The 24,590-nt window shown below is 73.8% G+C and carries 30 protein-coding genes; 12 read left to right on the top strand and 18 right to left on the bottom strand.

Going from position 1 to position 24,590, the window contains the following annotated elements; all coding sequences use genetic code 11:
- Window positions 1-162: 162 nt before the first annotated feature.
- The gene (locus ACFV5N_RS02460) at window positions 163-909 is read right to left on the bottom strand and encodes an SDR family NAD(P)-dependent oxidoreductase (protein ID WP_385592945.1); all 747 of its coding nucleotides are present in this window, start codon (window positions 907-909) and stop codon (window positions 163-165) included.
- An 80-nt stretch (window positions 910-989) separates the two neighbouring features.
- On the bottom strand, window positions 990-1,604 hold the full coding sequence (locus tag ACFV5N_RS02455) for a TetR family transcriptional regulator (protein ID WP_385592942.1): 615 nt from the start codon (window positions 1,602-1,604) through the stop codon (window positions 990-992).
- 42 nt (window positions 1,605-1,646) lie between these two features.
- On the opposite strand from ACFV5N_RS02455, the gene ACFV5N_RS02450 reads away from it, so the two are divergent.
- Together ACFV5N_RS02450 and ACFV5N_RS02445 are read left to right on the top strand one after the other, a co-directional pair.
- Window positions 1,647-2,603 carry a zinc-binding dehydrogenase gene (locus ACFV5N_RS02450; protein ID WP_385592940.1) on the top strand — a complete coding sequence of 319 codons (957 nt, stop codon included), beginning with the start codon at window positions 1,647-1,649 and terminating at the stop codon, window positions 2,601-2,603.
- 181 nt (window positions 2,604-2,784) lie between these two features.
- Window positions 2,785-3,234: a hypothetical protein gene (locus tag ACFV5N_RS02445; RefSeq protein WP_385592937.1), complete on the top strand. Its 450-nt coding sequence runs from the start codon at window positions 2,785-2,787 to the stop codon at window positions 3,232-3,234.
- On the opposite strand, the gene ACFV5N_RS02440 is transcribed toward ACFV5N_RS02445, so the two are convergent.
- Together ACFV5N_RS02440 and ACFV5N_RS02435 are read right to left on the bottom strand one after the other, a co-directional pair.
- Window positions 3,115-3,426 carry an AzlD domain-containing protein gene (locus tag ACFV5N_RS02440; RefSeq protein WP_385592935.1) on the bottom strand — a complete coding sequence of 104 codons (312 nt, stop codon included), beginning with the start codon at window positions 3,424-3,426 and terminating at the stop codon, window positions 3,115-3,117. The genes ACFV5N_RS02445 and ACFV5N_RS02440 overlap by 120 nt on opposite strands.
- Window positions 3,426-4,127, bottom strand: coding sequence for an AzlC family ABC transporter permease (locus ACFV5N_RS02435; protein WP_385592933.1), 702 nt, complete (start codon window positions 4,125-4,127; stop codon window positions 3,426-3,428). Before ACFV5N_RS02435 ends, ACFV5N_RS02440 begins: the two co-directional genes overlap by 1 nt.
- A gap of 108 nt (window positions 4,128-4,235) precedes the next feature.
- Here ACFV5N_RS02435 and ACFV5N_RS02430 point away from each other — a divergent pair, with 108 nt between their 5' ends.
- Window positions 4,236-4,772, top strand: coding sequence for a helix-turn-helix domain-containing protein (locus ACFV5N_RS02430; RefSeq protein ID WP_385592996.1), 537 nt, complete (start codon window positions 4,236-4,238; stop codon window positions 4,770-4,772).
- 28 nt (window positions 4,773-4,800) lie between these two features.
- Here ACFV5N_RS02430 and ACFV5N_RS02425 read toward each other — a convergent pair whose 3' ends face one another.
- The 4 genes from ACFV5N_RS02425 to ACFV5N_RS02410 all read right to left on the bottom strand — a co-directional run bounded on the left by ACFV5N_RS02425 (window position 4,801) and on the right by ACFV5N_RS02410 (window position 6,386).
- Window positions 4,801-5,070, bottom strand: coding sequence for a type II toxin-antitoxin system RelE/ParE family toxin (locus ACFV5N_RS02425; protein WP_093841868.1), 270 nt, complete (start codon window positions 5,068-5,070; stop codon window positions 4,801-4,803).
- A complete protein-coding gene (locus tag ACFV5N_RS02420; RefSeq protein ID WP_019431705.1) occupies window positions 5,067-5,339 on the bottom strand; it encodes a type II toxin-antitoxin system Phd/YefM family antitoxin in 273 nt (90 codons plus the stop codon). The genes ACFV5N_RS02425 and ACFV5N_RS02420 overlap by 4 nt, the downstream gene beginning before the upstream one ends.
- A gap of 93 nt (window positions 5,340-5,432) precedes the next feature.
- Window positions 5,433-5,597, bottom strand: a complete 165-nt coding sequence (locus tag ACFV5N_RS02415) for a hypothetical protein (protein ID WP_385592929.1) — start codon at window positions 5,595-5,597, stop codon at window positions 5,433-5,435.
- 60 nt (window positions 5,598-5,657) lie between these two features.
- A complete protein-coding gene (locus tag ACFV5N_RS02410) occupies window positions 5,658-6,386 on the bottom strand; it encodes a copper homeostasis protein CutC (protein ID WP_385592926.1) in 729 nt (242 codons plus the stop codon).
- 92 nt (window positions 6,387-6,478) lie between these two features.
- On the opposite strand from ACFV5N_RS02410, the gene ACFV5N_RS02405 reads away from it, so the two are divergent.
- The gene (locus ACFV5N_RS02405) at window positions 6,479-7,087 is read left to right on the top strand and encodes a metal-dependent phosphohydrolase (protein ID WP_385592924.1); all 609 of its coding nucleotides are present in this window, start codon (window positions 6,479-6,481) and stop codon (window positions 7,085-7,087) included.
- Here the strand turns inward: ACFV5N_RS02405 and ACFV5N_RS02400 are convergent.
- Entirely contained in the window at window positions 7,048-8,274 is a 1,227-nt protein-coding gene (locus ACFV5N_RS02400) for a Cmx/CmrA family chloramphenicol efflux MFS transporter (RefSeq protein ID WP_385592993.1), read from the bottom strand. The genes ACFV5N_RS02405 and ACFV5N_RS02400 overlap by 40 nt on opposite strands.
- 193 nt (window positions 8,275-8,467) lie before the next feature.
- Between ACFV5N_RS02400 and ACFV5N_RS02395 the strand changes: the two genes are divergently transcribed.
- Entirely contained in the window at window positions 8,468-9,085 is a 618-nt protein-coding gene (locus ACFV5N_RS02395) for an HAD family hydrolase (RefSeq protein WP_385592921.1), read from the top strand.
- Here ACFV5N_RS02395 and ACFV5N_RS02390 read toward each other — a convergent pair.
- Complete coding sequence (locus ACFV5N_RS02390) at window positions 9,061-9,324, bottom strand: hypothetical protein (protein ID WP_385592918.1); 264 nt, start codon at window positions 9,322-9,324, stop codon at window positions 9,061-9,063. The genes ACFV5N_RS02395 and ACFV5N_RS02390 overlap by 25 nt on opposite strands.
- Window positions 9,325-9,574: 250 nt before the next feature.
- On the opposite strand from ACFV5N_RS02390, the gene ACFV5N_RS02385 reads away from it, so the two are divergent.
- Window positions 9,575-9,958 carry a cold-shock protein gene (locus tag ACFV5N_RS02385; protein WP_385592916.1) on the top strand — a complete coding sequence of 128 codons (384 nt, stop codon included), beginning with the start codon at window positions 9,575-9,577 and terminating at the stop codon, window positions 9,956-9,958.
- Here the strand turns inward: ACFV5N_RS02385 and ACFV5N_RS02380 are convergent.
- The 4 genes from ACFV5N_RS02380 to ACFV5N_RS02365 are packed head-to-tail and all read right to left on the bottom strand — an operon-like array spanning window position 9,943 to window position 13,536.
- Window positions 9,943-10,821, bottom strand: a complete 879-nt coding sequence (locus ACFV5N_RS02380) for a 1,4-dihydroxy-6-naphthoate synthase (RefSeq protein WP_385592913.1) — start codon at window positions 10,819-10,821, stop codon at window positions 9,943-9,945. The two genes, ACFV5N_RS02385 and ACFV5N_RS02380, sit on opposite strands and share 16 nt — an antisense overlap.
- On the bottom strand, window positions 10,818-11,504 hold the full coding sequence (locus tag ACFV5N_RS02375) for a futalosine hydrolase (RefSeq protein WP_385592911.1): 687 nt from the start codon (window positions 11,502-11,504) through the stop codon (window positions 10,818-10,820). Before ACFV5N_RS02375 ends, ACFV5N_RS02380 begins: the two co-directional genes overlap by 4 nt.
- A gap of 8 nt (window positions 11,505-11,512) precedes the next feature.
- Window positions 11,513-12,097 (bottom strand): hypothetical protein, encoded by a 585-nt coding sequence (locus tag ACFV5N_RS02370; protein ID WP_385592908.1) that lies wholly within the window; start codon window positions 12,095-12,097, stop codon window positions 11,513-11,515.
- Window positions 12,098-12,123: 26 nt separating this feature from the next.
- Window positions 12,124-13,536, bottom strand: a complete 1,413-nt coding sequence (locus tag ACFV5N_RS02365; RefSeq protein ID WP_385592991.1) for an MFS transporter — start codon at window positions 13,534-13,536, stop codon at window positions 12,124-12,126.
- Between the two features lie 228 nt (window positions 13,537-13,764).
- On the opposite strand from ACFV5N_RS02365, the gene ACFV5N_RS02360 reads away from it, so the two are divergent.
- A complete protein-coding gene (locus tag ACFV5N_RS02360) occupies window positions 13,765-14,616 on the top strand; it encodes a DUF3027 domain-containing protein (protein WP_385592905.1) in 852 nt (283 codons plus the stop codon).
- Between the two features lie 13 nt (window positions 14,617-14,629).
- On the opposite strand, the gene ACFV5N_RS02355 is transcribed toward ACFV5N_RS02360, so the two are convergent.
- A complete protein-coding gene (locus ACFV5N_RS02355) occupies window positions 14,630-15,061 on the bottom strand; it encodes a VOC family protein (protein ID WP_385592902.1) in 432 nt (143 codons plus the stop codon).
- Between the two features lie 81 nt (window positions 15,062-15,142).
- Here ACFV5N_RS02355 and ACFV5N_RS02350 point away from each other — a divergent pair, with 81 nt between their 5' ends.
- From ACFV5N_RS02350 to ACFV5N_RS02340, 3 genes are read left to right on the top strand one after another with little or no spacing between them, the layout of a single operon-like run.
- A complete protein-coding gene (locus tag ACFV5N_RS02350; protein WP_385592988.1) occupies window positions 15,143-18,304 on the top strand; it encodes a sacsin N-terminal ATP-binding-like domain-containing protein in 3,162 nt (1,053 codons plus the stop codon).
- On the top strand, window positions 18,304-19,167 hold the full coding sequence (locus ACFV5N_RS02345) for an endo alpha-1,4 polygalactosaminidase (RefSeq protein WP_385592900.1): 864 nt from the start codon (window positions 18,304-18,306) through the stop codon (window positions 19,165-19,167). Before ACFV5N_RS02350 ends, ACFV5N_RS02345 begins: the two co-directional genes overlap by 1 nt.
- A 58-nt stretch (window positions 19,168-19,225) precedes the next feature.
- Window positions 19,226-19,351 (top strand): hypothetical protein, encoded by a 126-nt coding sequence (locus tag ACFV5N_RS02340; RefSeq protein ID WP_385592897.1) that lies wholly within the window; start codon window positions 19,226-19,228, stop codon window positions 19,349-19,351.
- Window positions 19,352-19,414: 63 nt separating this feature from the next.
- On the opposite strand, the gene ACFV5N_RS02335 is transcribed toward ACFV5N_RS02340, so the two are convergent.
- The 3 genes from ACFV5N_RS02335 to ACFV5N_RS02325 all read right to left on the bottom strand — a co-directional run bounded on the left by ACFV5N_RS02335 (window position 19,415) and on the right by ACFV5N_RS02325 (window position 22,551).
- Window positions 19,415-21,910, bottom strand: coding sequence for an HAD-IC family P-type ATPase (locus ACFV5N_RS02335; protein ID WP_385592895.1), 2,496 nt, complete (start codon window positions 21,908-21,910; stop codon window positions 19,415-19,417).
- Between the two features lie 12 nt (window positions 21,911-21,922).
- Entirely contained in the window at window positions 21,923-22,237 is a 315-nt protein-coding gene (locus ACFV5N_RS02330; RefSeq protein ID WP_385592892.1) for a DUF2530 domain-containing protein, read from the bottom strand.
- Between the two features lie 89 nt (window positions 22,238-22,326).
- On the bottom strand, window positions 22,327-22,551 hold the full coding sequence (locus ACFV5N_RS02325; RefSeq protein ID WP_385592889.1) for a hypothetical protein: 225 nt from the start codon (window positions 22,549-22,551) through the stop codon (window positions 22,327-22,329).
- A gap of 149 nt (window positions 22,552-22,700) precedes the next feature.
- Here ACFV5N_RS02325 and ACFV5N_RS02320 point away from each other — a divergent pair, with 149 nt between their 5' ends.
- Complete coding sequence (locus ACFV5N_RS02320; protein WP_026047068.1) at window positions 22,701-23,147, top strand: MarR family transcriptional regulator; 447 nt, start codon at window positions 22,701-22,703, stop codon at window positions 23,145-23,147.
- Window positions 23,148-23,224: 77 nt separating this feature from the next.
- Window positions 23,225-24,562, top strand: a complete 1,338-nt coding sequence (locus ACFV5N_RS02315; RefSeq protein WP_385592886.1) for an MFS transporter — start codon at window positions 23,225-23,227, stop codon at window positions 24,560-24,562.
- Window positions 24,563-24,590 lie beyond the last annotated feature (28 nt).

The following is a 24,590-nucleotide window of genomic DNA, read 5'->3' as shown; positions in this document are numbered from 1 at the left end:
CGGACGGCCTCGCCCGCGTCCGGCGTCCCGTCCGCGCGGTCTGCGAAGTCCTCGGCCGGCTCGCGCCCGACCCGGTCCCCCGTTCACGGCGGCGGCCGGTGCGCCTGGGCGCGGTCACCGCCCGTCGCCGTGATCCTTACCGCCACGGTCGGCGGCGAGGTGTCAGGACGCTGACATGCCGGCGTCGATCTTGTGCTCCGCGCCGGTGATGTAGGAGGACTCGTCGGATGCCAGGAACAGCACCAGCGAGGACACCTCGTCCGCCTCCGCGAGCCGGCCCAGGAAGATCTGTGCCAGTGCGTCGCCGCCTTGCTCGTCGGTCGCCTCGACCATCATCGGCGTGTTGATGAAGCCGGGGTGCACGGAGTTCACGCGGATGTTGTCGCGCCCGTACTCCTGGGCGGTCGCCTTCGTCATGCCCCGGGTCGCGAACTTGCTGGCCACGTAGGCGAGGCTCGGGAAACCGTAGTTGGCCCGCAGACCGGCCAGGGACGAGATGTTCACGATCGACCCGATGCCCGCGCGCTGCATCGACGGGATGACCGCCTTCATCCCCAGGAACTGGGAGTGCTGGTTGACGGCACAGACGGTGAGGTAGTCGTCCTCGTCGAGGTCCGCCGTCTTGGCGATCGGCCCCAGGATGCCCGCGTTGTTCACGAGTACGGTGACGTCACCGAACGCCGTCTCGGTCTCCTCCACGACGCGCCGCCAGTCGTCGGCCTTCGTGACGTCCTGCACCGTGTACCGGGCGTTGTCCCCGAGTTCTTCGGCGAGCTCACGGACGGCGGCCTCGTTGACGTCGGTGAGAGTGACCTTCGCCCCCTCCTGTACGAAGCGGCGGGCGTGCGAGGCACCCATCCCCCGGCCCGCTCCGGTGATGATCGCGACCTTGTTGTCCAGACGGGCCATGGCGGGGACTCCTTCGTCCTAGGGGGGCACCCGAATTTCGGGACCTGGTCCCAAAATACACCGGGAGGGTGCGCTCCGGATCAGGACAGGTCCCTTCCGTTGAGCAGCGTCTGGAAGGCGTCGGTGACGGGACGCAGCGCGTCGTCCAGCTCGCCGAAGTCGACCGGCTCGTCCCTGCTGGTCCAGCGCCTGAGCACCGCGACGTAGGCGGCCTGCACGGCGCCGCCGATCGCGGCCGGGACGGGAGCGCCCGCGTCGAGTCCGGTGCGCTCCGCCGTGTAGTGGCTCACCGTCTCGGCCCATGCGCGCCAGTGCGCGGCGGTCTCCGCGGCGAGCGCGGGGTCCCGGTCCAGTACGCGGAAGCGGTCGAGCCACGATTCCGGCGCCGCCGCCTGGGACAGGCGTGTCGACCGGACGACCGCCGATCGCACGGCCGTCATGACGGGTACGTCGTCGGCGTCCCGCAGGGCCGACCGCAGCCGCTCGACGGCGCGGTCGAACTCGCCCCACACGATGCCCGCCTTGGAGCCGAAGTAGCGGAACAGCGTCGAGCGGCCGACGCCGCCCGCGGTCATGATGGCCTGAAGCGTCGTGGCCTCGTAGCCGTCGCGGAGCAACAGCTCGAAGGCGATCTCCTCAAGGGCTTCGCGGGTCGAGGCCGGCGGTCGTCCGCGGCGCGCACGGGGGCTGGTCATCGTCCGAGCGTAGAGGAGTATTTTTGGTACCTGGTATCAGTAATGAGTCAGGAGCAGACGATGCGTGCATGGCAGTTCACGGAAGTCGGGAAACCCCTCATCTTGAGCGAGGTGCCGGCACCGGCACCAGCCGCCGGCGAGCTCGTCGTCCACGTCCGCGCCGCGGGACTCTGTCACAGCGACGTCGGATTCCTGGACGGCACGCTGACACCGCTGCTGCCGTTCCGGCCCATCACACTGGGTCACGAGATCGCGGGCACCGTGTCCGCCGTGGGATCTGATGTGACCGAGTTCTCCGTAGGACAGAAGGTCGTCGTCCCGGCAGCCATCGAAGGGCCGGGAACATCGCTGAACGGCGGGTTCGCGGACGAGGTCGTCGTCCCGGAACGACTCGTCGTCGCGCTGCCCGATGGCGTGCCGTTCGATCAGGCGGCGGCCGCCACCGACGCGGGGCTGACCTCGTACCACGCGGTCTCCGTGCAGGGGCGCGTCTCCCCCGGCGCGCGCGTGGGCATCATCGGCCTCGGCGGGCTCGGTTCGCTCGGCGCGCAGACCGCGCTCGCGCTCGGTGCCAGGCTTTTCGTCGCCGAGAAGAACGAGCGCGTGCACGACTTCGCCCGCTCGCTCGGTGCCGAGAGCGTCGCGAGCGACATCACCGACTTCGCCGGCGAGGAACTCGACGTGGTCATCGACTTCGCCGGGTTCGGGACGACCACCGACGGCGCGATCCATTCCGTCCGCCGCGGCGGACGGATCGTCCAGGTCGGCCTCGGTCGCGCGCGCGGCGAGATCGACCTCCAGGCGCTCACGCTCAACGAGGTGGAACTCGTCGGCTCGCAGGCCGGGACGAAGGAGGACTGCGTCGCGGTGCTGGATCTCGTGGCCGAAGGCAGGTTGACCTCGCGCATCACCGAGATCGGGTTCGAGGAGATCGCGGACGGAATCGGCCGCCTTGAGCGAGGAGAGGTGATCGGACGGCTGGTCGCCGTGTTCGGGTGACGGGCTCCGCGCGGGACGGTCACCCCGAGGACCGCCCGGGAACGGCGGGAGCCCTCGTGCCGGCGGACGCGAGCGGGCCGGTGGCTTCGCCCGGGTGGCGGCCCGGGCCCGGCCCGGCGGGGTGGCGGAACCCGCGGGGGCGGTGGTGCGTCCGAGGGGGGAGGCCACGGACGGGAGCGTCATGGACGGGCACGCGGGAGGGACGGCGCGTCGGCGCGCGATGCTGGCCAATCCGGTGACGGCGGTGCTGGCGGGGGTGATGGTGCTGGCGTGGCTGCCGCTGCTGGGGCGGGACGGGAGCACCTCGATGGCCCCGGGGGTGATGCTGCTGGCGCTGTCCCTGCCGTCCCTGATGGTGACCACCGGCCTGGGGCATCTGATCTGGGTGGACGGGCTGCCCGGCTGGTACGTCGTGCCGTCGATCCTGGCCGCCCAGGCGCTGAACGTCCTGTGGGCGGGCGCGCTGTTCGGCGCGGCCCGGCAGCGGATGGCGCGCCGGGCGCGGGCCGGGTCAGGGGACGCCGAGCAGCCGCAGGACGGCGGTGGTGCCGGCCGCCGCGACGACGACCGCGAGCAGCGGGGCCCGGCGGAGCGCGAGGGCGCCGCCGACCAGTACCCCGGCGGGGCGTGACCAGCCGGCCGCGCCCTGCCCCTCGGTGAGCGCGGCGGTGGCGACCAGGGCGACGAGCAGCACGGTGGCGGCGTCGGCCAGCAGCGCGCGGGTGCGCTCTCCCGGGGCCAGCCGGTGGTGGAGCAGCGGCCCGGCGAGCCGGAAGGCGAGGGTGCCGGCGGCGAGGACGGCGATGGCGGTCAGCGGCAGCATCAGGCGGTCTTTCCGGCCCGTGGGCCGAGCAGGGTGAGGGGCAGCGCGGCCAGGGCGAGCAGGACCGGCAGCCCGGGCGGCAGCAGCGGGGTGGCGGCCACGGCGAGCGCCGCGCCGGCCAGGGCGGCGCGGCGGCGGGCGCGGGCGGGGGCGTCGCCGGTGGTGAGGGCGGGCAGGACGAGGGCGAGCAGGATGGCGGGAAGGGCGGCGTCCAGGCCGAGCGCGTCGGTGTCGGCGACCCGGTCGCCGAGGACGGCGCCGAGGGCGACCCCGGCGTTCCAGGTGAGGAAGACGGCGATGCCGCCGGCCCAGAACGCGGCCCGGCGGCGGGCGGGGTCGCGGTGCGGGAGGACGAAGCCGACCGAGGCGTCGGTGAGGATGTGGGCGCCGGTGAGCCGGCTCCACCAGCGCGAGCCGAAGGAGTCGGCGAGGGCGAAGCCGAACGGCAGCAGCCGGGCGTTGAGCACCAGTCCGGCCAGGACGGCGGCGACCGGGCCGCCGCCCGCGAACACGACGCCGACGGTGGCGAACTGGGACGCCCCGGCGAACACGGTCAGGGACATGACGATCGGCACCCACAGGGGGAGCCCGCCGGAGACGGCGAGGGCGCCGAAGGAGGCGGCGATGAGGGAGTAGGCGAGGGAGACCAGCACGATGGCGCGACGGGTTTCGCCGTCCAGCGTTCGCCATATCGAAGGCATGTCCATTAGAGTGAACGCACGGGGCGTTGTTCGTCAAGGCGAACGATCGGTAGTGCAGAACGAACAGCGGTGGCCGGGCACCGGGGCAGGGAGTCGTCAGTGGACCTCATCGGCACGATCGCGGCCTCCATCCGCCGCGAACGCACCCGCACCGGCCTGTCCCTGACCGAGCTGGCCAAGCGGGCCGGCATCGCCAAATCCACCCTCTCCCAGCTGGAGAACGGCTCCGGCAACCCCAGCGTCGAGACCCTGTGGGCCCTGGGCGCGGCGCTCGGCGTCCCCTTCAGCCACCTGGTGGACCCGCCCCGCCCCGCCACCCGCGTCATCCGGGCCGGCGAGGGCCCGGCCACCCACGCCGAACGCGCCGACTACACCGCCGTCGTCCTCGCCACCTGTCCGCCCGGCGCCCGCCGCGACATCTACCGGATCATCGTCCAGCCCGGCGAACCCCGGCTCTCCGACCCCCACATGCCCGGCACGGTCGAACACGCCGTGCTGGCCACCGGACACGCCCTGATCGGCCCGGCCGACGACCCGGTGGAACTGCGCCCCGGCGACTACCTCTCCTACCCCGGCGACGCCCCGCACAGCTTCCGCGCCCTGGCCCCGGACACCTCGGCGGTGATGGTGATGGAGCACATCTGACGCCGGGGGTGGGTGGCGCGGGCGCGATCTACAGTCCGCGGTAGACGTCGCGGCGATTGCCCACCTTGATAACGAGAACGACCAGTTCCCCGTCGTCGACGGTATAGGCCACGCGGTACGCACCAACCCGGAGCCGGTAGAGGTCCTCGTGGCCGCTCAGCTTCTTGATGTCCGCGTCCTTGCGGTACGGGTCGTCCCCGAGCGCGGTCAGGGCGGCCAGGATGCGCATCGCCGTCGGCTGGTCGACGGCCCGCAGCTGGCGCTGCGCCGCCGTGGTGAAGCGGAAGGCGTACTTCATGCGGCGGCTGTTCCCCCACCGTTCCGCTCCGCGAACAGGTCGGCCAGCAATTCGCTCATGCCGACCGTGTCGTCCCCCCGGTGGGCTTCCGCCTCCCGGGCCAGCAGTTCGTCCGCCGCGTCCTCCAGCGCTTGGTGCTCGTGGATGGGGACGAGCGCTGCAACGGGGACGCCGTTCCTGGTGATCACCGTCGCGTCGCCGGCTTCCGCGCGGTGGATGAGCGTGGCGAACTGCGCCCGCGCCTCGCGGATGCTGAAGGAATCCGTCATGGGGTCCAGTGTACGCACGAATGTGTACACGTAGGTGGGGGCCGACGTACGAGAATGCTCCGCGGACGCCGCCCGCCCCGGCGGGCGGCCGGGTCAGCCGTTCAGCAGGACCAGTGCCCCCACCGCCATCACGGCGACCGCGATGCCGCCCTGCTTGATCCTCGCGCCGCGGGCGTGGTCGCCGCGCAGCGTGCTGAGCAGCAGCAGGGCGCCGCCGCCCACCAGGCCCCAGGCGGCGATCAGTTCGAGTGTCGACATGCGGTGAGTGTAGGCGGGCGCCCCGGCGGCGGTACATCGCCGCCCCCACCGGGGCGCGCGTCAGGAAGCGGGCACCCCGGCCGCCGGTACGTCGTCCAGCGCCCGCCGCCAGGACCGTACCGCCGCCGCCGTCACCGGGGCGGACCAGGAGCCGCCGGTGCGCGCCGCGGACCCGATGTGGAAGGCGTCCACCCCGGCCGCGCGCAGCGCCGCCAACTGCGTGTGCCGCAGCCCGCCGCCCGCCATCAGCCGGAGCCCCGGCCGTTGGCCCGGGACCGCCCCGCCCGCCTCCTCGCGCAGCACCGGCAGGCCGTCCGCCACCCCGCCCGGCGCCCCGGCGGTCAGCAGCGTGTCCAGACCCGGCAGCCCCTGGAGCACCCGCCGGGCCGCCGCCCGGTCGGCGCTGTGGTCGAGCGCCCGGTGGAACGTCCACGGCGCGCCCTCCAGCGACTCCACGACCGTCCGCACCGCCGCCACGTCCACCCGGCCCGCCGGGTCGAGGAAGCCCAGCACGAACTCCCGCGCCCCGGCCGCCCGCAGCTCCCGGGCCGCCGCGCACAGCCGCACCACCCCGTCCGTCCCGCCCGCGCCGAACCCGGCCGACGCGCGCAGCATCACCCGTACCGGCAAGGTGGTGGCGGCCCGTACGGCGGCGACCGTGCGCGGGCTGGGGGTGAGACCGTCCTGGTCCATGCCCGTCACCAGTTCGAGGCGGTCGGCACCGCCCTGCTGGGCGGCGACGGCGTCCTGGGAGGTGAGGGCGATGACTTCGAGCAAGGGGCGCGGCATGGCTGAGCCCTTCCCCGGTTGCCGGGCCGGGATGCGGAAAGCCGCCCGGGTGTTCCGCGCGGGGGGCGCGCTTCCCGGGGCACAATGCGCGGATGAGTGGTGACCACGACAGCGCGCTGATCGCACGCTTCCCCGGCCCGCCCGCGCTCGCCCGGGAACTGCTGGACCGCTGGCACGAGCCGCAGCGCAGGTACCACACCGCCGCCCATCTGCGGGCGGTGCTCGACCGCCTGGACGAACTGGGGGCCGCGGAGTACGCCGCCGATCCGGTGGCCGTCGCGCTGGCGGCCTGGTTCCACGACGCCGTGTACGACCCCCGGGACCCGGACGGCAACGAGGAGGCCGCCGCCGAACTCGCCGAGGACCGGCTGCCGCCCGGCGAGCGCACCGGCGAGGTGGTCCGCCTGGTGCGGCTCACCACCACCCACGACCCGGCGCCCGGCGACACCAACGGCGCCGCGCTGTGCGACGCCGACCTCGGCGTCCTGGCCTCGCCGCCCGCCGCGTACGCCGTCTACGCGGCCGAGGTGCGCCAGGAGTACGGCTTCGTGCCGGACGCCGCCTTCCGCGCCGGGCGCGCCGGGGTGCTGGAGCGGCTGCTGGCGCTGCCCCGGCTGTTCCACACCCCGTACGGCGCCGCGCACTGGGAGGCCACCGCCCGCTACAACGTGACGGCGGAACTCTCCCTGCTCACCGGCTGACCGGCGGCGATCACCCGGGAGCGGTGGGCGGACAGCCGGGACTGGGCGTACGCGAGGCCCAGCCCGATCAGGGCGATCAGCGCGCCCACCCAGGCGGTCCACACGTAGCCGAGGCCCGCGTTGATGACCAGGCCGCCGACCCACGGGCCGAGCGTGTTCCCGGTGTTGAACGAGGAGGTGGCGCTGGCGCCCGCCAGGGTCGGGGCGCCCTCGGCCACATTGAAGATCCGGGCGTTGAGCGCGGGCGCGACCAGGAACGAGGCGAGGCCCAGCAGCCCGGACAGCAGCACCGCCGCCACCGCGAACCGCGCGGTCAGCGCCAGGGTGGCCAGCACGGCCGCCGCCCCGCCAAGACCGGTGTACAGCGTGCCGAACATGTGCGCGTCCGCCACCCGGCCGCCGATCATCGTCCCGGCCAGCGCGCCCGCCCCGTACAGCGCGAGCACGGCCGGCACCCAGGACTCGCTCAGCCCGCTGACGTCCGTCAGCAGCGGCGCCAGATAGGAGAAGAGGCAGAAGGTGCCGGCGGCGAACGCCACGACCGTCGCCATCGCCAGCAGCACCGCGCCGTCCTTGAAGACCCGCAGTTCGTCGGCGAGCCGCAGCCGGGCGCCGCCCGCGCCCGCGCCGTCCTGCGCACCGCTGTCCCGGGGGACGAAGAGCACCACGCCCACCAGCGCGACGGCCGTCATCAGGGTCACCGCCCAGAACGAGGACCGCCAGCCCAGGTGCTGGCCGAGGAACGCCCCGCCCGGCACCCCGGCGATGTTGGCGATGGACAGACCGCCGATCATCACCGCCATGGCGCGGGCCCGGGCGTGCACCGGCACCAGCGAGATCGCCACCGCCGCGCCGACCGCCCAGAACCCGGCGCAGGCCAGCGCGCTCACCACCCGGGAGGCGAACAGCAGCGCGTACCCGGAGGACAGCGCGCCGACGACATGGCCGACGCCGAACGCCGCCAGCAGCCCGATCAGCGTCACCCGGCGCGGCAGCCGCTGGGTGGCCACCGCGAGCACCGGCGCGCCGACCACCATGCCGATCGCGAACGCCGAGATCAGCAGCCCGGCACTCGGGATGGAGACGCCGAGATCGTCGGCCACCTCCGGCAGCAGCCCGGACAGCATGAACTCCGAGGTGCCGAGCGCGAACACGGCGACCCCGAGGACGATGACGGCGGTGGGCAGCCGGGTGGGGCCGGCCGCTTCCGGGCCGGCGGCGGACGAGGGGGACGCGGACGAGGGGACGGGGCCGGCGGGCGGGGCGGGTTCGGGGGATTCAGGCACGCGAGGGCCAACAGCGGCCGCCGCCGTGCGCATTCCTGCGGTCACCGTGACGCGGGCCACTTCGCCGCGCGCCGCCGCCCTGCACACTGGGGCCATGGCACTGACCGTTGGATTCGACCTCGACATGACGCTCATCGACTCCCGGCCCGGCATCCGCGCCACTTACGAGGCACTGGCGGCGGAGACCGGCGTCGCGATCGACGCCGCGCTCGCCGTCACCCGGCTCGGGCCGCCGCTGGAGGTGGAACTGGCGCACTGGTTCCCCGCCGAGCACATCGACGAGGCCGCCGACCGCTACCGCACCATGTACGAGGAGTACGCCATCGGCCCCACCTCCGCCATGCCGGGCGCCGCCGAGGCCATCGCCGCCGTGCACGCGCACGGCGGCCGGGCCGTCGTGGTCACCGCGAAGTACGAGCCCAACGCGCTGCTCCACCTGGACGCCCTCGGGCTGCGGGCCGACGCCGTGATCGGCTCGCTGTGGGCCGAGCAGAAGGCCGTCGCGCTGCGCGAGCACGCCGCGGCCGTGTACGTGGGCGACCACGTGGGCGATGTCAGGGGCGCGGCGGCCGCCGGGGCGCACGCGGTGGCGGTGGCCACCGGGCCCTGCGACGCCGCCGAACTGTCGGCGGCCGGGGCCGGCACCGTCCTGCCGGACCTGACGCACTTCCCCGGCTGGCTCCGGGGCTACGGGGCCGCGGACGCCGACTGAGCGGCCCGGTCCCGGCGGCGCTGCTGGGCCATCGAGCGCAGCAGCCCGGCGCCGGCGATGGCGAACCCTACCCCCATCAGCATGGAGACCGCGTACGCCGCGGTGGGGAAGGGTTCCGTTCCGGCGAACAGGGGAATGAAGGTGATCAGGGTCGCTACCGCGCCCACGGCGAAAACCACGCCGCCGATCCGTACCAGCAGATCCCCACGATCGAGGGTGTTGTCATCGGTGCCGCTCACCCCTCCAGGGTGAAGTGTCCACCGGCCTTCTGGCAAGAAAAGCCATTCACCTTGATCGCAAAGGGTGCGAGCATGGACACGATGGCACGGCGCGGTGCCCGTCGGGGGACGTGCGCCGATGGCCTCTTGCCAGGGGCGCACGGGCGATTAGCCTTGGAGCAGCGGGTCCTTGGGGGCCCGCCGTATTGCTGTATCGCGCGGTATTGCTTCTGGTGATGTTCGTAGTGGACGAGTGCGAGGACGAGGACACGTGCCTACCGGCAAGGTGAAGTGGTTCAACAGCGAGAAGGGCTTCGGCTTCCTCTCCCGCGACGACGGCGCTGACGTCTTCGTCCATTCCTCCGCCCTGCCCAGTGGCGTCGACAGCCTCAAGCCCGGGCAGCGCGTCGAGTTCGGCGTGGTCGCCGGGCAGCGGGGCGACCAGGCGCTGTCCGTGGTCGTCCTGGACCCGGTGCCGTCGGTCGCCGCGCAGCAGCGCCGCAAGCCCGACGAGCTGGCCTCGATCGTGCAGGACCTGACGACCCTGCTGGAGAACGTCACCCAGCAGCTGGAGCGCGGCCGGTACCCCGAGAAGGAGCACGGCCGCAAGATCGCCGGCATGCTGCGCGCGGTCGCCGATCAGCTGGACGTCTGAGCCCGGCCGGCGGCTTCCACCGGCAGCAGCAGTTCCTCCGCCACCGGCGGTACGAGCCCCTGCCCGGCCGCCCGGGTCAGCAGCTCCCGTACCGCCGCGTGGCCGGCCGTGCCCAGGTCGGCCGTGAAGTCGTTGACGTACAGCGCGATGTGCTGGTCCGCCACCGCCGGGTCCATCTCCTGGGCGTGCGCCAGCACGTACTCCCGGGAGGCGGCCGGGTCCTGCCACGCCCGCCGCACCGAGGCGCGGATGGCGTCGGCGACGGCCGTCAGCCGCTCCGCGCCGAGGGAGCGCTTGCCGATGATGGCGCCGAGCGGGATCGGGTGCCCGGTGGTGCTCTCCCAGAACTCGCCCAGGTCCGCCAGCCGGTGCAGCCCGTACCCCTGGTACGTGAACCGGGCCTCGTGGATGACCAGGCCCGCGTCCACCACCCCGTCCCGTACGGCCGGCATGATCTCGTGGAACGGCAGCACCCGGATCTCGCCGATGCCCGGCGCCGGGACGCTCGCCGCCGCCCACAGCCGGAACAGCAGATAGGCGGTGGACCGCTCACTGGGCACCGCCACCGTCCGGCCCACCAGGGAGGTGCCGGGCTCGCGGGTGAGCACCAGCGGGCCGCAGCCGCGGCCCAGCGCCCCGCCGCAGGACAGCAGCGCGTACTCCTCCAGCACCCACGGCAGGACCGCGTACGACACCTTCAGCAGCTCGCCCTCGCCGCGCTCGGCGAGGCCGTTGGTGATGTCGATGTCGGCGAAGTCCACCGTGACCGGCGGCGCGCCGGGCAGCAACCCGTGCGACCAGGCGTGGAAGACGAAGGTGTCGTTGGGACAGGGGGAGTGCCGCAGGGTCAGGGTGTCCGTCATGGTGCGGTGCTCCGTTCTCCCGGCCGGGCGGTCAGGACCGGCTCCATCCTGGCAAACGCCCGGGTGAGCGCGGCCAGCGCCTCCCCGATCCGCCAGGCGGCGCGGTCACGAGGCCCCACCGCGTTGGAGACGGTACGGATCTCCAGCACCGGTACGCCCGCCCGCGCGGCGGCCTCGGCCACCCCGAAGCCCTCCATCGCCTCGGCGGCGGCGCCCGGGTGGCGGCGGGTCAGCTCGGCGGCGCGCGCGGCGGTGCCGGTCGCGGTGGAGACGGTGAGCACCGGGGCGTGCACCGCGCCCAGCTCCGCGGCGACGGCGGCGGACAGCGCCGCGTCCGGCGCGTGGGCGGACACCCCGAAGCCCAGGTCGCCCAGGCCGGTGAAGCCGTCCGCCTCGCCCGGCGTCTGCGCGCCCAGGTCGGCGGCGACGATCCGGGAGGCCACCACGGTGTCGACCGGCCCCGCGTGCGGGGCGAAGCCGCCGCCGATACCGGCGGAGATCACCAGGTCGTAGGGCCGCTCGGCGGCGTCCGCCAGCGCGAACGCCGTCGCGGCGGCGGCAGCGGCCGGGCCCGCCCCGGCGGCCAGGACGGTACGGCGGTCACCGGCGGCACCCGCCGCCCGTACCACCGCGTCCCGCTCGGCCGCCACGGCGGTCACCACGAGGACGCGCGGAGCCGGCACCGGCGGGCTCAGTCCTCGTCCGCCGGGGACAGCTGCGCGTTCCACACGCCCTTGACGCTGTCGTACAGGGCGGCCTGCACCGCCTGCTGGCCCTCGGTCTGCGCGATCTCCGTCAGCTTGTCCAGGCTGAAGTCCTCGGTCACCTCGGCGACCGAGATCCGCAGCGTGCCGTCGCCGGACTGCTGCACCGCGTTCTGCGACAGCGACCACAGCAGGTCGCCGGAGAGCGTGCGGTAGGTGCTGGTGAAGCGCTGGTACTCCAGCGGGCTGTCGTTGACGAACAGCAGCCAGCCGGAGTCGGCGACCTTCGGGTCCACCCCGATCCGGAACTCGTCACCGGTCCGGTAGTCGAAGACCGGTACGTCGGTGGCCGCCGTCAGGCACTGCTCCGCCTGCTCCGCGCCCAGCGTCTCCCCGTGCCCGTAGCAGTCGCCCGCCGCCTCGGGGGAGGTGGTCGAGCTGCCGAGCGTGAAGTGCGCGTTGGGCGTGGGCTTCTCACAGGCCGACAGGACGACGAGGCCCAGCGACACGGCGCCGACGGTGGCAGCGGTACGAATGGCCCGTCGGCCCCGGCTCGTGGAGATCGCAGTCATGCGGGCAGATTACCGGGCAGCCCCGGTCACCTGACGCGCGGGTGCGGGGAGCCGCGCCGGGCGGTGGCCAGCAGGCTGCCCATCGTGGGGATCATCCCGGCCACCACGACGGCCGCCGCGACGGCCATCCCCAGGGTGCCGTTGAGCGGCAGCGCCATCGCGATGGCCCCGCCGACCACCCAGGCCATCTGCACCACCGTCTCGGACCGGGCGAACGTGGAGGTACGCACCACTTCCGGGACATCGCGCTGAATGATCGCATCCAGCGACAGTTTGCCCATCGCCTGGCAGATTCCTGCCACCGCGCTCACCGCCGTGACCGTCGCCGCCCCGTACGCCACCACGGCCGCCACCGAGGAGGCCAGCGCCAGCACCATCATCATCACCAGGATCGCCTCGGGCGCCCGGTCCCGCAGCCACGAGCCCAGCAGATTGCCCAGCGCGTTGCCCGCCCCGGCCGCCAGACCCACCATGGCCAGCGAGAACGCCGGGGAGAGCCCCGACAGCCCGTGCTCGCGCAGCAGGAACGCCAGGAAGAACAGCAGGAAACCGGTGAGCACCCGCAGCGAGGAGTTCGCGATCAGCGCCTTCAGCACCGGGGTGTCCATCCCCACGGCCATCAGCTTCCGGCGCCGGCTGTGCTCCTTCGTGCGCTCCGCCCGCTCCGCGCGGGAGCGGGCCAGCTCCTCGATGTGGACGGTGCGCTCGCCGCGCGCCAGGTCCACCTGGTGCGGCAGCCGGAACGACATCACCGCGCCCGCCACCGTGATCACGAACGCCGCGTACAGCGGATAGCGCTCGCCCAGCGCGTTCAGCCCGAGACCCAGCGGCGCCGCAGCCCCGGCCGAGATCAGCCCGGTGAGCGTGATCCTGGCGTTCGCCTTCACCAGCGAGATCTGGCCCGGCAAGAGGCGTGGCACCACCGCGGCCCGCACGATGTTGTACGCCTTCGACGCCACCATCACGCCCAGCGCCGCCGGATACAGCTCCAGACTCGCCCCCGAGGCGATGGCGCCCGCGATCACCAGCGCCAGGCACCCGCGGGCCAGCAGCGCCGCCGCCATCGCCGCGCGCCGCCCGTGCGGCACCCGGTCGAGCAGCGGGCCGATCACCGGCGCCAGCAGCACGAACGGGGCCATGGTGACCGCCAGGTACAGCGCCACCCGGCCCCGGGCCTCACCGGTGGGGACGGAGAAGAAAATCGTGGAGGCCAGGGCCATCGTGATGAGCATGTCGCCGGCCGAGTGCACGGCGTGCAGTTCGATGAGCTTGCCGAGCCCCGACTCGCCCGCGCCCTGCGCGTGGGTGGCCCGCCGCACGCGCCGCGCCAGGGCCGCCGGCGGACGGCGCAGGGCACGCACCGTCGCCCGGCCCGCTCGGGCGACACGACCGGGGCCGGATCCGGTCGTGCTCTTGGCCTCCGAGGTGCTGGCACCCACCACGATCAGCAGCCTACGGCCTGAGCCGCCCCGTGCACCCCGGCTCGCGGCCCACGCGCCCGGGGTGTAACCCGTGCGGTAGCGTGGTCAGACGGTGCGCCTAGTCTCGAACAGTACGACGTCGCAGCGGCCGGCCATTCGTTCCGGGCCCGCTCCGTCAGCTCCGTCCGCCTTCAGGCGCCCGCACCGATCAACGGCGTAGGAGGGTCGATTCTTGTGAGTGCCGGGATGCGAAGCCGTACCCCCGACCGGCTGTGCGCGGAGGCCGTGGAACTGGCCCGCGACGCGGCGGTGGAAGCGGCCCGTCCGCAGCCGATCGGAGCCTATCTGGGGGCGGTGGCCGAAGGCGACCGCCTGGTCACCCATCTCTTCGAGAGCCAGGACCCCGGATACCGGGGCTGGCGCTGGTCGGTGACGGTGGCCCGCGCCTCGCGGGCGAAGAACGTCACGGTGGACGAGGTCGCCCTCACCCCCGGGCCCTCCTCGCTGCTGGCGCCCGACTGGGTGCCGTGGAGCGAGCGGCTGCGCCCGGGCGACCTGGGCCCCGGCGACCTGCTGCCGTCCGAGCCCGACGACCCGCGCCTGGAGCCCGGCTACGTGCCGGACGCCGTCGAGGAGGAGGCCACCGGGCCGATCGCCGCCCCGGCGGACACGGCAGGACCGGCCGCCGACGAGGCGGGCCCGGAGGCCGCGGCCGTGACCGGTGCGGACGCCGCCGGTGCCGTGCCGGCCCGCGCCACCATCGCCGCGGTCGCCGGGGAGCTGGGCCTGACCCGCCCCCGGGTGCTCTCCCGGCTCGGCCTGAGCGAGGCCGCCGAACGCTGGGAGGAGCAGTACGGGCCGCGCACCCCCATGGCGCAGGCCGCGCCCGCCTCCTGCGTCACCTGCGGCTTCCTGGTGCCGGTCGCCGGTTCGCTGCGCCGCTCGTTCGGCGTGTGCGGCAACGAGTTCTCCCCGGCGGACGGCCATGTGGTGGCCCTGGACTACGGCTGCGGCGCCCACTCCGAGGCGGCCCGGGTCCCCACCCCGCCGCCCCCGCCGCAGCCGGTGATCGACCACGTGAGCCCCGACCCGCTGTAACGCGCGGGCCGGTTCAGCCGGCGGCGGGCCCGTCCGCCGCCGGCCACCCGGCGGGCGCCGGGTCCTCGCCCGCCGCCGCGAGATCGCGCTTGCCGCGCAGCACGCACAGCTCGTTCCCCTCCGGGTCGGCCAGCACCCGCCAGCCGGTACCGTCCGGGTTCCGCCGGTCGGCGACCTCGGTGGCGCCCAGGGCCAGCAGCCGCTCCGTCTCCTCCTCCCGGGAGGTCTCCGGGCGCAGACACAGATGCAGCCGGTTCTTGACGGTCTTGGGCTCCGGCACCTGGTTGAAGTGCAGGACCGGACCCTGGGGGAGCAGCACCCGCACCTCCGGATCGCCCGGCCGGTCCCGCGGGTGCAGTGGCTGCCCGGTGACCTCGCTCCAGAAGCGGGCCAGGGCGTGGGCGTCGGCGCAGTCGACCGCGATGTTGACGATGTGGGATGTCATGCCCCCATCCTCGGACGGGGCCCGGGCCGGTGACCACGGGTTTACCCGCTGCGCCCCGGACTGGGCCCCGGCGTGTCGGCGCTGCCCGGTACTGTCACCCCCGTGACCAACCACGAGGACCCGTTCGAGACCGAGCGGCTGCGGCGCGCCGTACTGAGTGCCTGGAGTACGTCCCCGGCGCGGTTCCGGGAGGACGCCAACGCCGAGGAGGACCTGGCCCGGGGCGGCTACCGCGACCGGGTGGTGGTCGAGCTGGCCCAGAACGCCGCCGACGCCGCCGCCCGTTCCGGCGGGCCCGGCCGGCTGCGGCTCGCCCTGCGGGACGGCGTGCTGGTCGCCGCCAACACCGGCGACCCGCTGGACGCCGCCGGGGTGGCCTCGCTGTCCACTCTGCGCGCCTCCGCCAAGCGGGAGAGCGGCAGCGCCGCCACCGTGGGCCGGTTCGGCGTCGGGTTCGCCGCCGTGCTGGCGGTGAGCGACGCCCCCGCCATCGTGAGCGGCACCGGCGGGGTGCGCTGGTCGCTCGCCGACGCCACCGCGCTCGCCGGGGAGACCGCGGCCGACCACCCCGAGCTGACCGCCGAACTGGAGCAGCGGGCCGGCGGCCGGCACGCCGTGCCGCTGCTGCGGCTGCCCTTCCCGCTGCCCGCCGGCGACCCCCTCGCGCGGCTGCCCGAGGGGTACGACACCGCCGTGGTGCTGCCGCTGCGCGACGCCGCCGCCGAGGACCTAGTCACCCGGCTGCTCGACGCCGTGGACGACACGCTGCTGCTGGCGCTGCCCGCCCTCACCGAGGTGACGGTCGAGACGCCCGGCGGCACCCGTACTCTCCGCCACCGCCTGTTCGGCCCGTACACCCAGATCACCGAGGAGCCGGGACCGGCCGGGTCCGCCGTGCGTTCCACCCGCTGGCGGGTGGCCACCGCCGAGGGCGAGGCCGCCCCCGAACTCCTCGCCGACCGGCCCCTGGAGGAACGGCACCGGCCGCGCTGGGCGGTCACCTGGGCCGTGCCGGTGGACGCCGAGGGCGCCCCGGTGCCCCCGGCCAGCCCGCCGGTGCTGCACGCGCCGACCCCCACCGACGAGACGCTGGGGCTGCCCGCGCTGCTCATCGCCACCTTCCCGCTCGAACCCACCCGCCGCCATGTCGCGCCGGGGCCGCTGACCGACCATCTGCTGCACCGCGCCGCCGACCTGTACGCCACCCTGCTGGCGGACTGGCGCCCGGTCACCCCCGGCATCCTCGATCTCGTCCCCGGCCCGCTGGCCCGCGGCGAGCTGGACGGCGCGCTGCGCGAACTGCTGCTGGAGCGGCTGCCGTCCACCGCGTTCTTGCCGACGGCCGCCGGTGGCGCGGAGGACGAGGATGCCCCGCAGGCGCTCCGTCCCGAGCAGGCCGAGCTGCTGGAGCGGGCGGGCGCGGACACGGTGGCCGTCCTCGCCGAACTGTTCCCCACCCTGCTGCCGGCCGGTCTCGAACGCCGGGCCGAGCTGCGCATCCTGGAGGTGAGCCGGGTCCCGCTGGGCGAGATGATCGACCGGCTGGCCGGGGTGGAGCGCCCGCCGTCGTGGTGGTGGCGGCTGTACGACTCGCTGTCCGGCGTGGACCCCGAGCTGCTGTCCGGGCTGCCGGTGCCGCTGGCGGACGGCCGCACCACGATGGGCCCGCGCCGCGTCCTGCTGCCGGTGCCGGGCACGGAGGCGGCCGGGCTCGGCCGCCTCGGCCTGCGCATCACCCACCCGGACGCGGCGCATCCGCTGCTGGAGAAGCTCGGCGCCAACCCGGCCACGCCGCGCGCCGTGCTGGCCACCCCGCAGGTGCGCGGCGCGGTCGCCGACTCCTTCGACCAGGAGGTGTGGCACGACGACGCGCTCAGCCCCGTCGAGCTGGCCGACCTGGTGCTGTCCCTGGTGCGCGACGCGGAGCTGGCGCCCGGCGAGGAGCCGTGGCTGGCGGCGCTGGCGCTGCGTGACGAGCACGACGCCCCGGCCCCGGCGGGCGAGCTGGTGTACCCGGGCAGTGTGTTCGCGCAGCTGATCCGGCCGGGCGAACTGGCCGCCTGCCACCCCGAGCTGGTCGCGCGCTGGGGCGAGCAGCCGCTGACGGCGGTCGGCGTCCAGGCGGACCTGGTGCTGGTGCGGGCCACCGATGTGGTGCTCGACCCGGACGAACTGGATCCGCGCGACACCGACTACCCCGAGCCGGACGACGTGGGGGTGCTGGACGCGATCGACGTGTGGTGCGAGGACGTCCTGGACGGGCTGCCGCCCACCGATCTGCCGCCGGTCGCCCTGGAGCTGACCGGGGTCCGCGACCTGGAGCTGATCGACGAGGAGCGCTGGCCGCAGGCGCTGTCGCTGCTGGCCCGGCAGCCGTGGCGGCAGGCGCTGACCGCGCCCGTGCAGATCCGGATGCCGGACGGCACCGTCACCACCGCCCGCCCGTACACCGCCTGGTGGCTGCGCGGCGCCCCGGTGCTGGAGGGCCGTCGCCCGGCGGGCCTGCGGGCGGCCGACGCCGACCCGCTGCTGGCCGGCCTCTACGAGGAGGCGCGGGTCGCGGACGTCGACGAGGAGGTGCTGCGGGCGCTCGGGGTGCGCACCACGGCGCGGGCACTGCTCGCCGAGCCGGGCGGGGCAGCCGAACTGCTGGCCCGGCTCGCCGACCCGGAACGCGAGGTGACGGCCGCCCGGCTGGTGCGGCTCTACGCCCTGCTGGCGGAGCTGGATCCGGACGAGGTGACCCTGCCTGACGCGCTGCGCGCGGTGGTGGACGGTACCCCCCGGGTGGTGCCCGCCGAGTCCGCGGCGGTCGCGGACGCGCCCGATCTGCTGCCGCTCGCGGCGGGGCGCGCGCTGCTGCCGGTCCCGCCGGACGGGGCCGCCGCGCTGGCGGCCGTGCTGGACGTGCCCGCGTTGAGCGCGGTGCTGACCGCCGCCGTACCGGAGGGCGGCGCCGAGCGGGAGGTCCCGGACGTGGCGCGATCGCTGCTGGGGCCCGGGACACCGCGCACCTACGTGGAACACAATGAACTGGTGATCGACGGCACGGACGTGACGTGGCGCTACCCGGCCGGGGACGGGGACGGGGCGGACGCCCGCGTCCACGCGGCCACGGTCGAGGGCCTGGCGGCGGGGCTCGCCTGGGCCACCGGCCAGTGGCAGCGCCGCTTTGAACTGGCGGCCCTGCTGGAGGATCCGTCCCGTTCCGAGGAATTGGCAACCGCGAGGTGGTTCGACTGATGCGCCGCTGGATGACCCGTACCCCCCGCACCGTGCTGGCCGCGTCCACGGCCGCGCTGCTGACGCTGGGCGCCTGCTCGTCGGCGACCGCGACCGAGGACCGCCGCACGGCGACGCCGGACGCGACGCCCGGGGCGGAGGCGGAGGCGGAGCCGCGGGCCGCGTTCTGGACGCCCGAGCCGGGCACCGACTGGCAGTGGCAGCTGATCGGCACCGTGGACACCTCGGTGGACGTCCCGGTGTACGACATCGACGGGTTCGACAACTCCGCCTCGGTCGTCTCCGGGCTGCACGCGCAGGGCCGCAAGGTGATCTGCTACATCAGCGTCGGTTCCTTCGAGGACTGGCGCCCGGACGCCGGGGACTTCCCTGCGGAGGTGCTGGGCGCGCCGCTGGATGAGTGGGAGGGCGAGCAGTGGCTGGACATCCGCGCCCTGGACGTCCTGGAGCCGCTGATGGCGGCCCGCTTCGACATGTGCGCGGAGAAGGGCTTCGACGCGATCGAGCCGGACAACATGGACGGCTACATCAATGACTCCGGCTTCCCGCTGACCAAGGACGACCAGCTCGCCTACAACCGGATGATCGCGGACCTGGCGCACGAGCGGGGCCTGTCGGTCGGCCTGAAGAACGGGGTGGACCAGGTCACGGAGCTGGTCGACGTCTTCGACTTCACGGTCAACGAGGAGTGCGCGTACTACAACGAGTGCCACAAGGTCGCCCCGTTCATCGAGGCGGGCAAGGCGGTCTTCCACGTCGAGTACGAGATGACGACGGACGAGTTCTGCCCGGTCACCCAGCCGCTGAACTTCAGCTCGATGCTGAAGAACTGGGACCTGGACGCCTGGCGCGAGACCTGCTGAACCGGACGCCCGCCGCCCCCGGGGCCCCGCCGTTCCCTCCGGCTCACAGGCTCATGCCATGTCCGGGCCCGAACTGGCTTCCACCGGGGAGACCGTCTCCCCCTTCGGGCCGGCCGGACTCAAGCCCGCACTGGTGACGGGCCGCGCCCCGGCCGAACCGGTCCGGCTGCCCTGGCACCACTGAGGCCGGTACGCGACGGGCCCCCACCGGTGGGTACCGGCGGGGGCCCGGGGCGCGGGGGCGGGGTCAGGCCGGCTGTCCGGTCCGCTCCCGCTGTTCCTCCCGTACCGACTTGGGCAGGTCGGGGACCTTCTTCGGGGCGATCCTCGCCGCGATCTCCATGATGACGCCCGCCGCCACGGCCATGCCGATGGCCGTCAGCGGCATTTGCGTGCCCACGAGTTCGAGTTCGAAGAAGTCCTGGGTGAAGGGGATGCTGATCGCCAGCACGAAGCCGGTGAACATCGTCGCGATCAGGCCGACCCGCCACCAGGACAGCGGGCGGGCGATGATCGTCAGGACCCACAGGGCGATCAGGAACAGCGTCAGGGTCGCCGCCGTCGTCTCCGCCTCGCGGGTGGCCTCCGTCGCGCCGTAGTGCGCCCGCGCCAGCAGATACGTGGTGAAGGTGGCCGCGCCCGCCAGGAGGCCGAACGGGATGGCCAGTCGCAGCACCCTGCGGACGAAGTACGGGCGCGCGCGCTCCTTGTTCGGGGCGAGCGCCAGGAAGAACGCCGGGGTGCCGATCGTCAGCGCCGACAGCAGCGTGGAGTGGCGCGGCAGGAACGGGTACGGCACCTGGGTGGCGATCACGGCGAAGGCCAGGAACACCGAGTAGACGGTCTTGGTGAGGAAGAGGTTGGCGACCCGCTCGATGTTGCCGATCACCCGGCGGCCCTCGGCCACCACGTCCGGCAGCGTCGCGAAGCTGTTGTTCAGCAGCACGATCTGTGCCACCGCCCGGGTGGCCTCCGAGCCGGAGCCCATCGAGACGCCGATGTCCGCGTCCTTCAGGGCCAGGACGTCGTTGACGCCGTCGCCCGTCATGGCCACGTTGTGGCCCTTGGACTGGAGCGCGCCGACCATCTCCCGCTTCTGCTGCGGGGAGACCCGGCCGAAGACCGCGCCGTCCTCGACGGCCTCGGCCATCCGCTGCTGGTCCTGCGGCAGTTCGCGGGCGTCCACCGGGGACTCGGCGCCGCGCAGGCCGAGCTTGCCGGCCACCGCGCCCACCGACACCGCGTTGTCGCCGGAGATGACCTTGGCGTCCACGCCCTGCTCGGCGAAGTACCGCAGGGTGTCGGGCGCCTCGGGGCGCAGCCGCTGCTCCAGGATGACCAGCGCGGCCGGGGTCAGCGCCTCCGGCGCCGCCGAGGAACGCACGGTCTCCAGCGGGCCGTCCGCGCGGGCCAGCAGCAGGACCCGCAGGCCCTGGGTGTTCAGCTCGTCGACGGCGCCCAGCTGGGCGTGGCCCGGGGGCAGCAGCACGTCGGGGGCGCCCAGCAGCCAGGTGCGGCGGGTGCCGTCCGGCTCGGTCAGCTCCGCGCCGCTGTACTTGCGGGCGGAGGAGAACGGCAGCGTCTCGCCGTGCCGCCAGCCCTCGGCGCTGTCGGCCGGGTAGGCGTCGATGATGGCGGCCAGGCTGGCGTTGGGCCGTGGATCGCTGGAGCCGAGCGCGGCGAGGACCTGCCGGACGTACGGTTCGCGGGACCCGCTGTCCAGGACGCGCAGGTCGGTGACGTCCATGCCGCCCTCGGTGAGGGTGCCGGTCTTGTCCAGGCAGACGACGTCCACCCGGGCCAGGCCCTCGATCGCGGGCAGCTCCTGCACCAGGCACTGCTTGCGGCCGAGCCGGATCACACCGATCGCGAAGGCGACGGAGGTGATCAGCACCAGGCCCTCGGGGACCATCACGACGATGCCGGCGACGGTGCGGCGGATGGCCTCGAAGGTGTCGGCGCGCTGCACCAGCAGCTGGCTGAGGACAAGACCGATGGAGGCCGGGATCATCAGCGCGATGCAGAACTTGAGGATCTTGGCGATGCCGTTGCGCAGTTCGGAGTTGACCAGCGTGAAGCGGGACGCCTCCTCGGCGAGCTGCGCCGCGTACGCCTGCCGCCCGACCTTGGTGGCGGTGAAGGCGCCGCCGCCGGCCACCACGAAGCTGCCGGACATGACGGTGTCGCCCGGCTGCTTGACCACCGGGTCGGCCTCGCCGGTCAGCAGGGACTCGTCGATCTCCAGGCCGTCGGACTCGGTGACCACACCGTCGACCACGACCTTGTCGCCGGGGCCGAGTTCGATGAGGTCGCCCAGCACGATGTCGCCGGTGGCCACTTCGTGGGCCTGCCCGTCGCGCCGCACGGTGGGCCTGGACTCGCCGATGACGGCGAGGCTGTCGAGTGTCTTCTTGGCGCGCAGTTCCTGGATGATGCCGATCAGCGCGTTGAAGAGGACGACGAACCCGAACAGGCCGTCCTTGAGCGGGCCGACCACCAGGATGACGGCGAACAGCACGCCCATGATGGCGTTGAAGAGAGTGAATACATTGCCGCGGATGATTTCGCCGACGGATCGTGACGCCCGTACCGGTACGTCGTTGACCTCGCCGCGCGCGACCCGCTCGGCGACCTCGGCGGCGGTGAGGCCGGTGTGCCGGCCGTCGCCCCCGTTCGCGCCCCCCGGCTGCTCCTCCGCGATACGCGTGACGGGAGTACGGCCCCCGCCTGACCCTTGACTCATGGCTTCCGTCCCTTAAGGGGCGGGCTGCTCACTGGGCCCGCCGTCGGCGGACGGTCCGTGCGCGTCCCGGCCGCTGTTCCGGGCAGCGTACAGGGCGGCCTCGCGCCGCCGTACGATCCACAGACCCAGCAGTCCGAGACCGGCTCCGGCCAGGCAGGTCCACAGCCACCACGTGTGGCCGTGGTCGCTGAACCAGCTGTAGAAGGGGAGCTGGACCACGAAGAGGGCACTCCAGATGAGGGTGCCGACCGCGACGGTCGCCACCACGTTGCCCTCCAACGGCTCGGGTGCCACCCGTTTGCCGTCGGTCCAGTTGCCCAGCCGCATGCCGCTGCCTTTCCCGTCCGATCCCCGTCCCCGAGGTAGCGCTTCTCAGCGTAACCGGGGCCGGTGGCGGCCCGGGATGAGGAGCCCCGCTAGGAACCGTGCGGTGGACCCCAGGCGGCGAGTGCGGCGGAGCGCTGGACGGCCTCCCGCAGCCGTTCGTCGAAGTCCTCGCGCGCCAGCAGGCGCAGCACGTAGTCCTGGAGCGGCAGTCCGCGGCGGGCGGCGTGCGCGGTGAGCTGGGACAGCAGGACGTCCGGTATGCGGAGGGTGAGGACGGAGGAGGGGGCTCCGGGCGCGGGGGTGGGGGAGGTCATGGGGATACGGTCCCGGCCCCCCGGGGGCGCGCAAGAGTTTTCGGAGTGCGCTCACTCGAAAGGGTGATCTTGGGGGGTATTCCGGGTGCGGAACGGCGTGCCGTGGGCGTATATTTCGTTAGGCAAGCTAATGAGCTATGGTGGTGTACATGCCCAACGTGACGCCGGCCGCCCACGCCGACGATGCCGAGACGGTCAACACCCTCCGCATCGCCGTGCTCCGGCTCTCCCGCCGCCTGCGCCATCTGCGGGTGGACCGTACGCTCAGCCTCGCCGAGATGTCCGCCCTGGGCACCCTCGCCCGCTGCGGGGCCATGACCCCGGGCGAGCTGGCCCGCAAGGAACACGTCCAGCCGCCGTCCATGACCCGCATCATCGCCCTGCTCGTGGACCGCGGACTGGTCCGCCTGGAGCCGCACCCCGAGGACCGGCGGCAGAAGCTCGTCGCCGCCACCGACGAAGCCGAGGCGGTGCTGGAAGCGAGCCGCGGCCAGCGCAACGCCTGGCTGACCCAGCTCGCCGACGAGCTGGACGAAGAGGAATGGGCCGCCCTGCGCGAGGCGGCCCCCGTCCTGCACAAACTCGCGCACCTGTGACCACCCGGCCCCGTACTCCGGTACGGGGCCTCCGCACTGACCGCACCATGCGCTGTACCGCACAAAGGAGTGTTCTCTTGAGTTCGGGACCCGGAGCAGACTCCGCACCCGCACCGACCGATCACCACGACGCACCCCTCACCACCTTCAGCTCCCTCGCCGTCCGCAACTACCGGCTGTTCTTCATCGGGGGCTCGATATCGAACATCGGCACCTGGATGCAGCGCATCGCCCAGGACTGGCTGGTACACGAGCTGACCGGGTCCGCCACCGCCGTCGGGATCACCACGGCGCTCCAGTTCCTGCCGATGCTGATGTTCGGCCTCTACGGGGGCGTCCTCGCCGACCGCTTCGACAAGCGCCGGCTGCTCTTCATCACCCAGGCGTCCCTCGGGATCACCGGCCTGCTGCTCGGCCTGCTCACCATCAGCGGCCACGTGAACGTCTACCACGTGTACGCGCTCGCCTTCGTCGTCGGCCTCGTCACCGTGGTCGACAACCCCACCCGGCAGACCTTCGTGGCCGACATGGTCGGGCCCCGGCTGCTGCCCAACGCCGTCTCCCTGAACTCCGCCAACTTCCACTCCGCCCGGCTGATCGGCCCCGCCGTCGCCGGTGTGCTCATCACGGCGGTCGGCGGCGGCTGGGCCTTCATCGTCAACGGGCTCTCCTTCTCCGCGCCCATCGTCGGCCTGCTGCTCATGCGCAGCGGCGAACTGTCCCGGCCCCGGCGCGCCGCCCGCAAGAAGGGGCAGCTGCGGGAGGGACTGCGCTACGTGGGCAGCCGCCCCGACCTGCTGTGGCCGATCGTGCTGGTCGGCTTCATCGGCACCTTCGGGTTCAACTTCCCGGTGTGGGCCATCGCCTTCACCGACGGCGTCTTCGACGCCGGGGCGGGCAGCTACGGCCTGCTGAACTCGCTGATGGGCGGCGGCTCGGTGGCCGGGGCGCTGCTGGCCGCGCGGCGCGGCAGCCGGCGGATGCGCTTCACCTTCGCCGCGGCGGCGCTGTTCTCCGCCGTGCTCATGGTGGCCTCGGCCGCGCCGTTCTTCTGGGTGTACGCCCTGCTCATGGTGCCGCTGGGGCTGACGGCGATGACCTTCCAGGTCACCGCGAACGCCGGTATCCAGCTGGCCAGCGACCCCGAGATGCGGGGCCGGGTGATCAGCCTCTTCATGATGGTCTTCATGGGCGGCACCCCGATCGGCGCCCCGGTGGTCGGCTGGGTCACCGACCACTTCGGCCCCCGGGTCGGGATGCTCTCCGGCGGCGCGGTCTGCCTGCTGGCCACGGCGGCGCTCGCCATGGTGCTCGCCCGGATCGGCGGCCTGCGGCTGCGCATCGACCTGCGGGCCGGCCGCCGCGCGGTGGCCCTGGTGCCGCGCGACCCGCAGCCGCTCACCACGACCGCCTGAGCCGGTTCCGCGTCCGCCCGGTCAGACC

Source organism: Streptomyces sp. NPDC059853 (assembly GCF_042731495.1).
In the GTDB taxonomy this organism is placed as follows: Bacteria; Actinomycetota; Actinomycetes; order Streptomycetales; family Streptomycetaceae; genus Streptomyces.
This window is presented reverse-complemented; position numbering and strand designations above follow the sequence as displayed.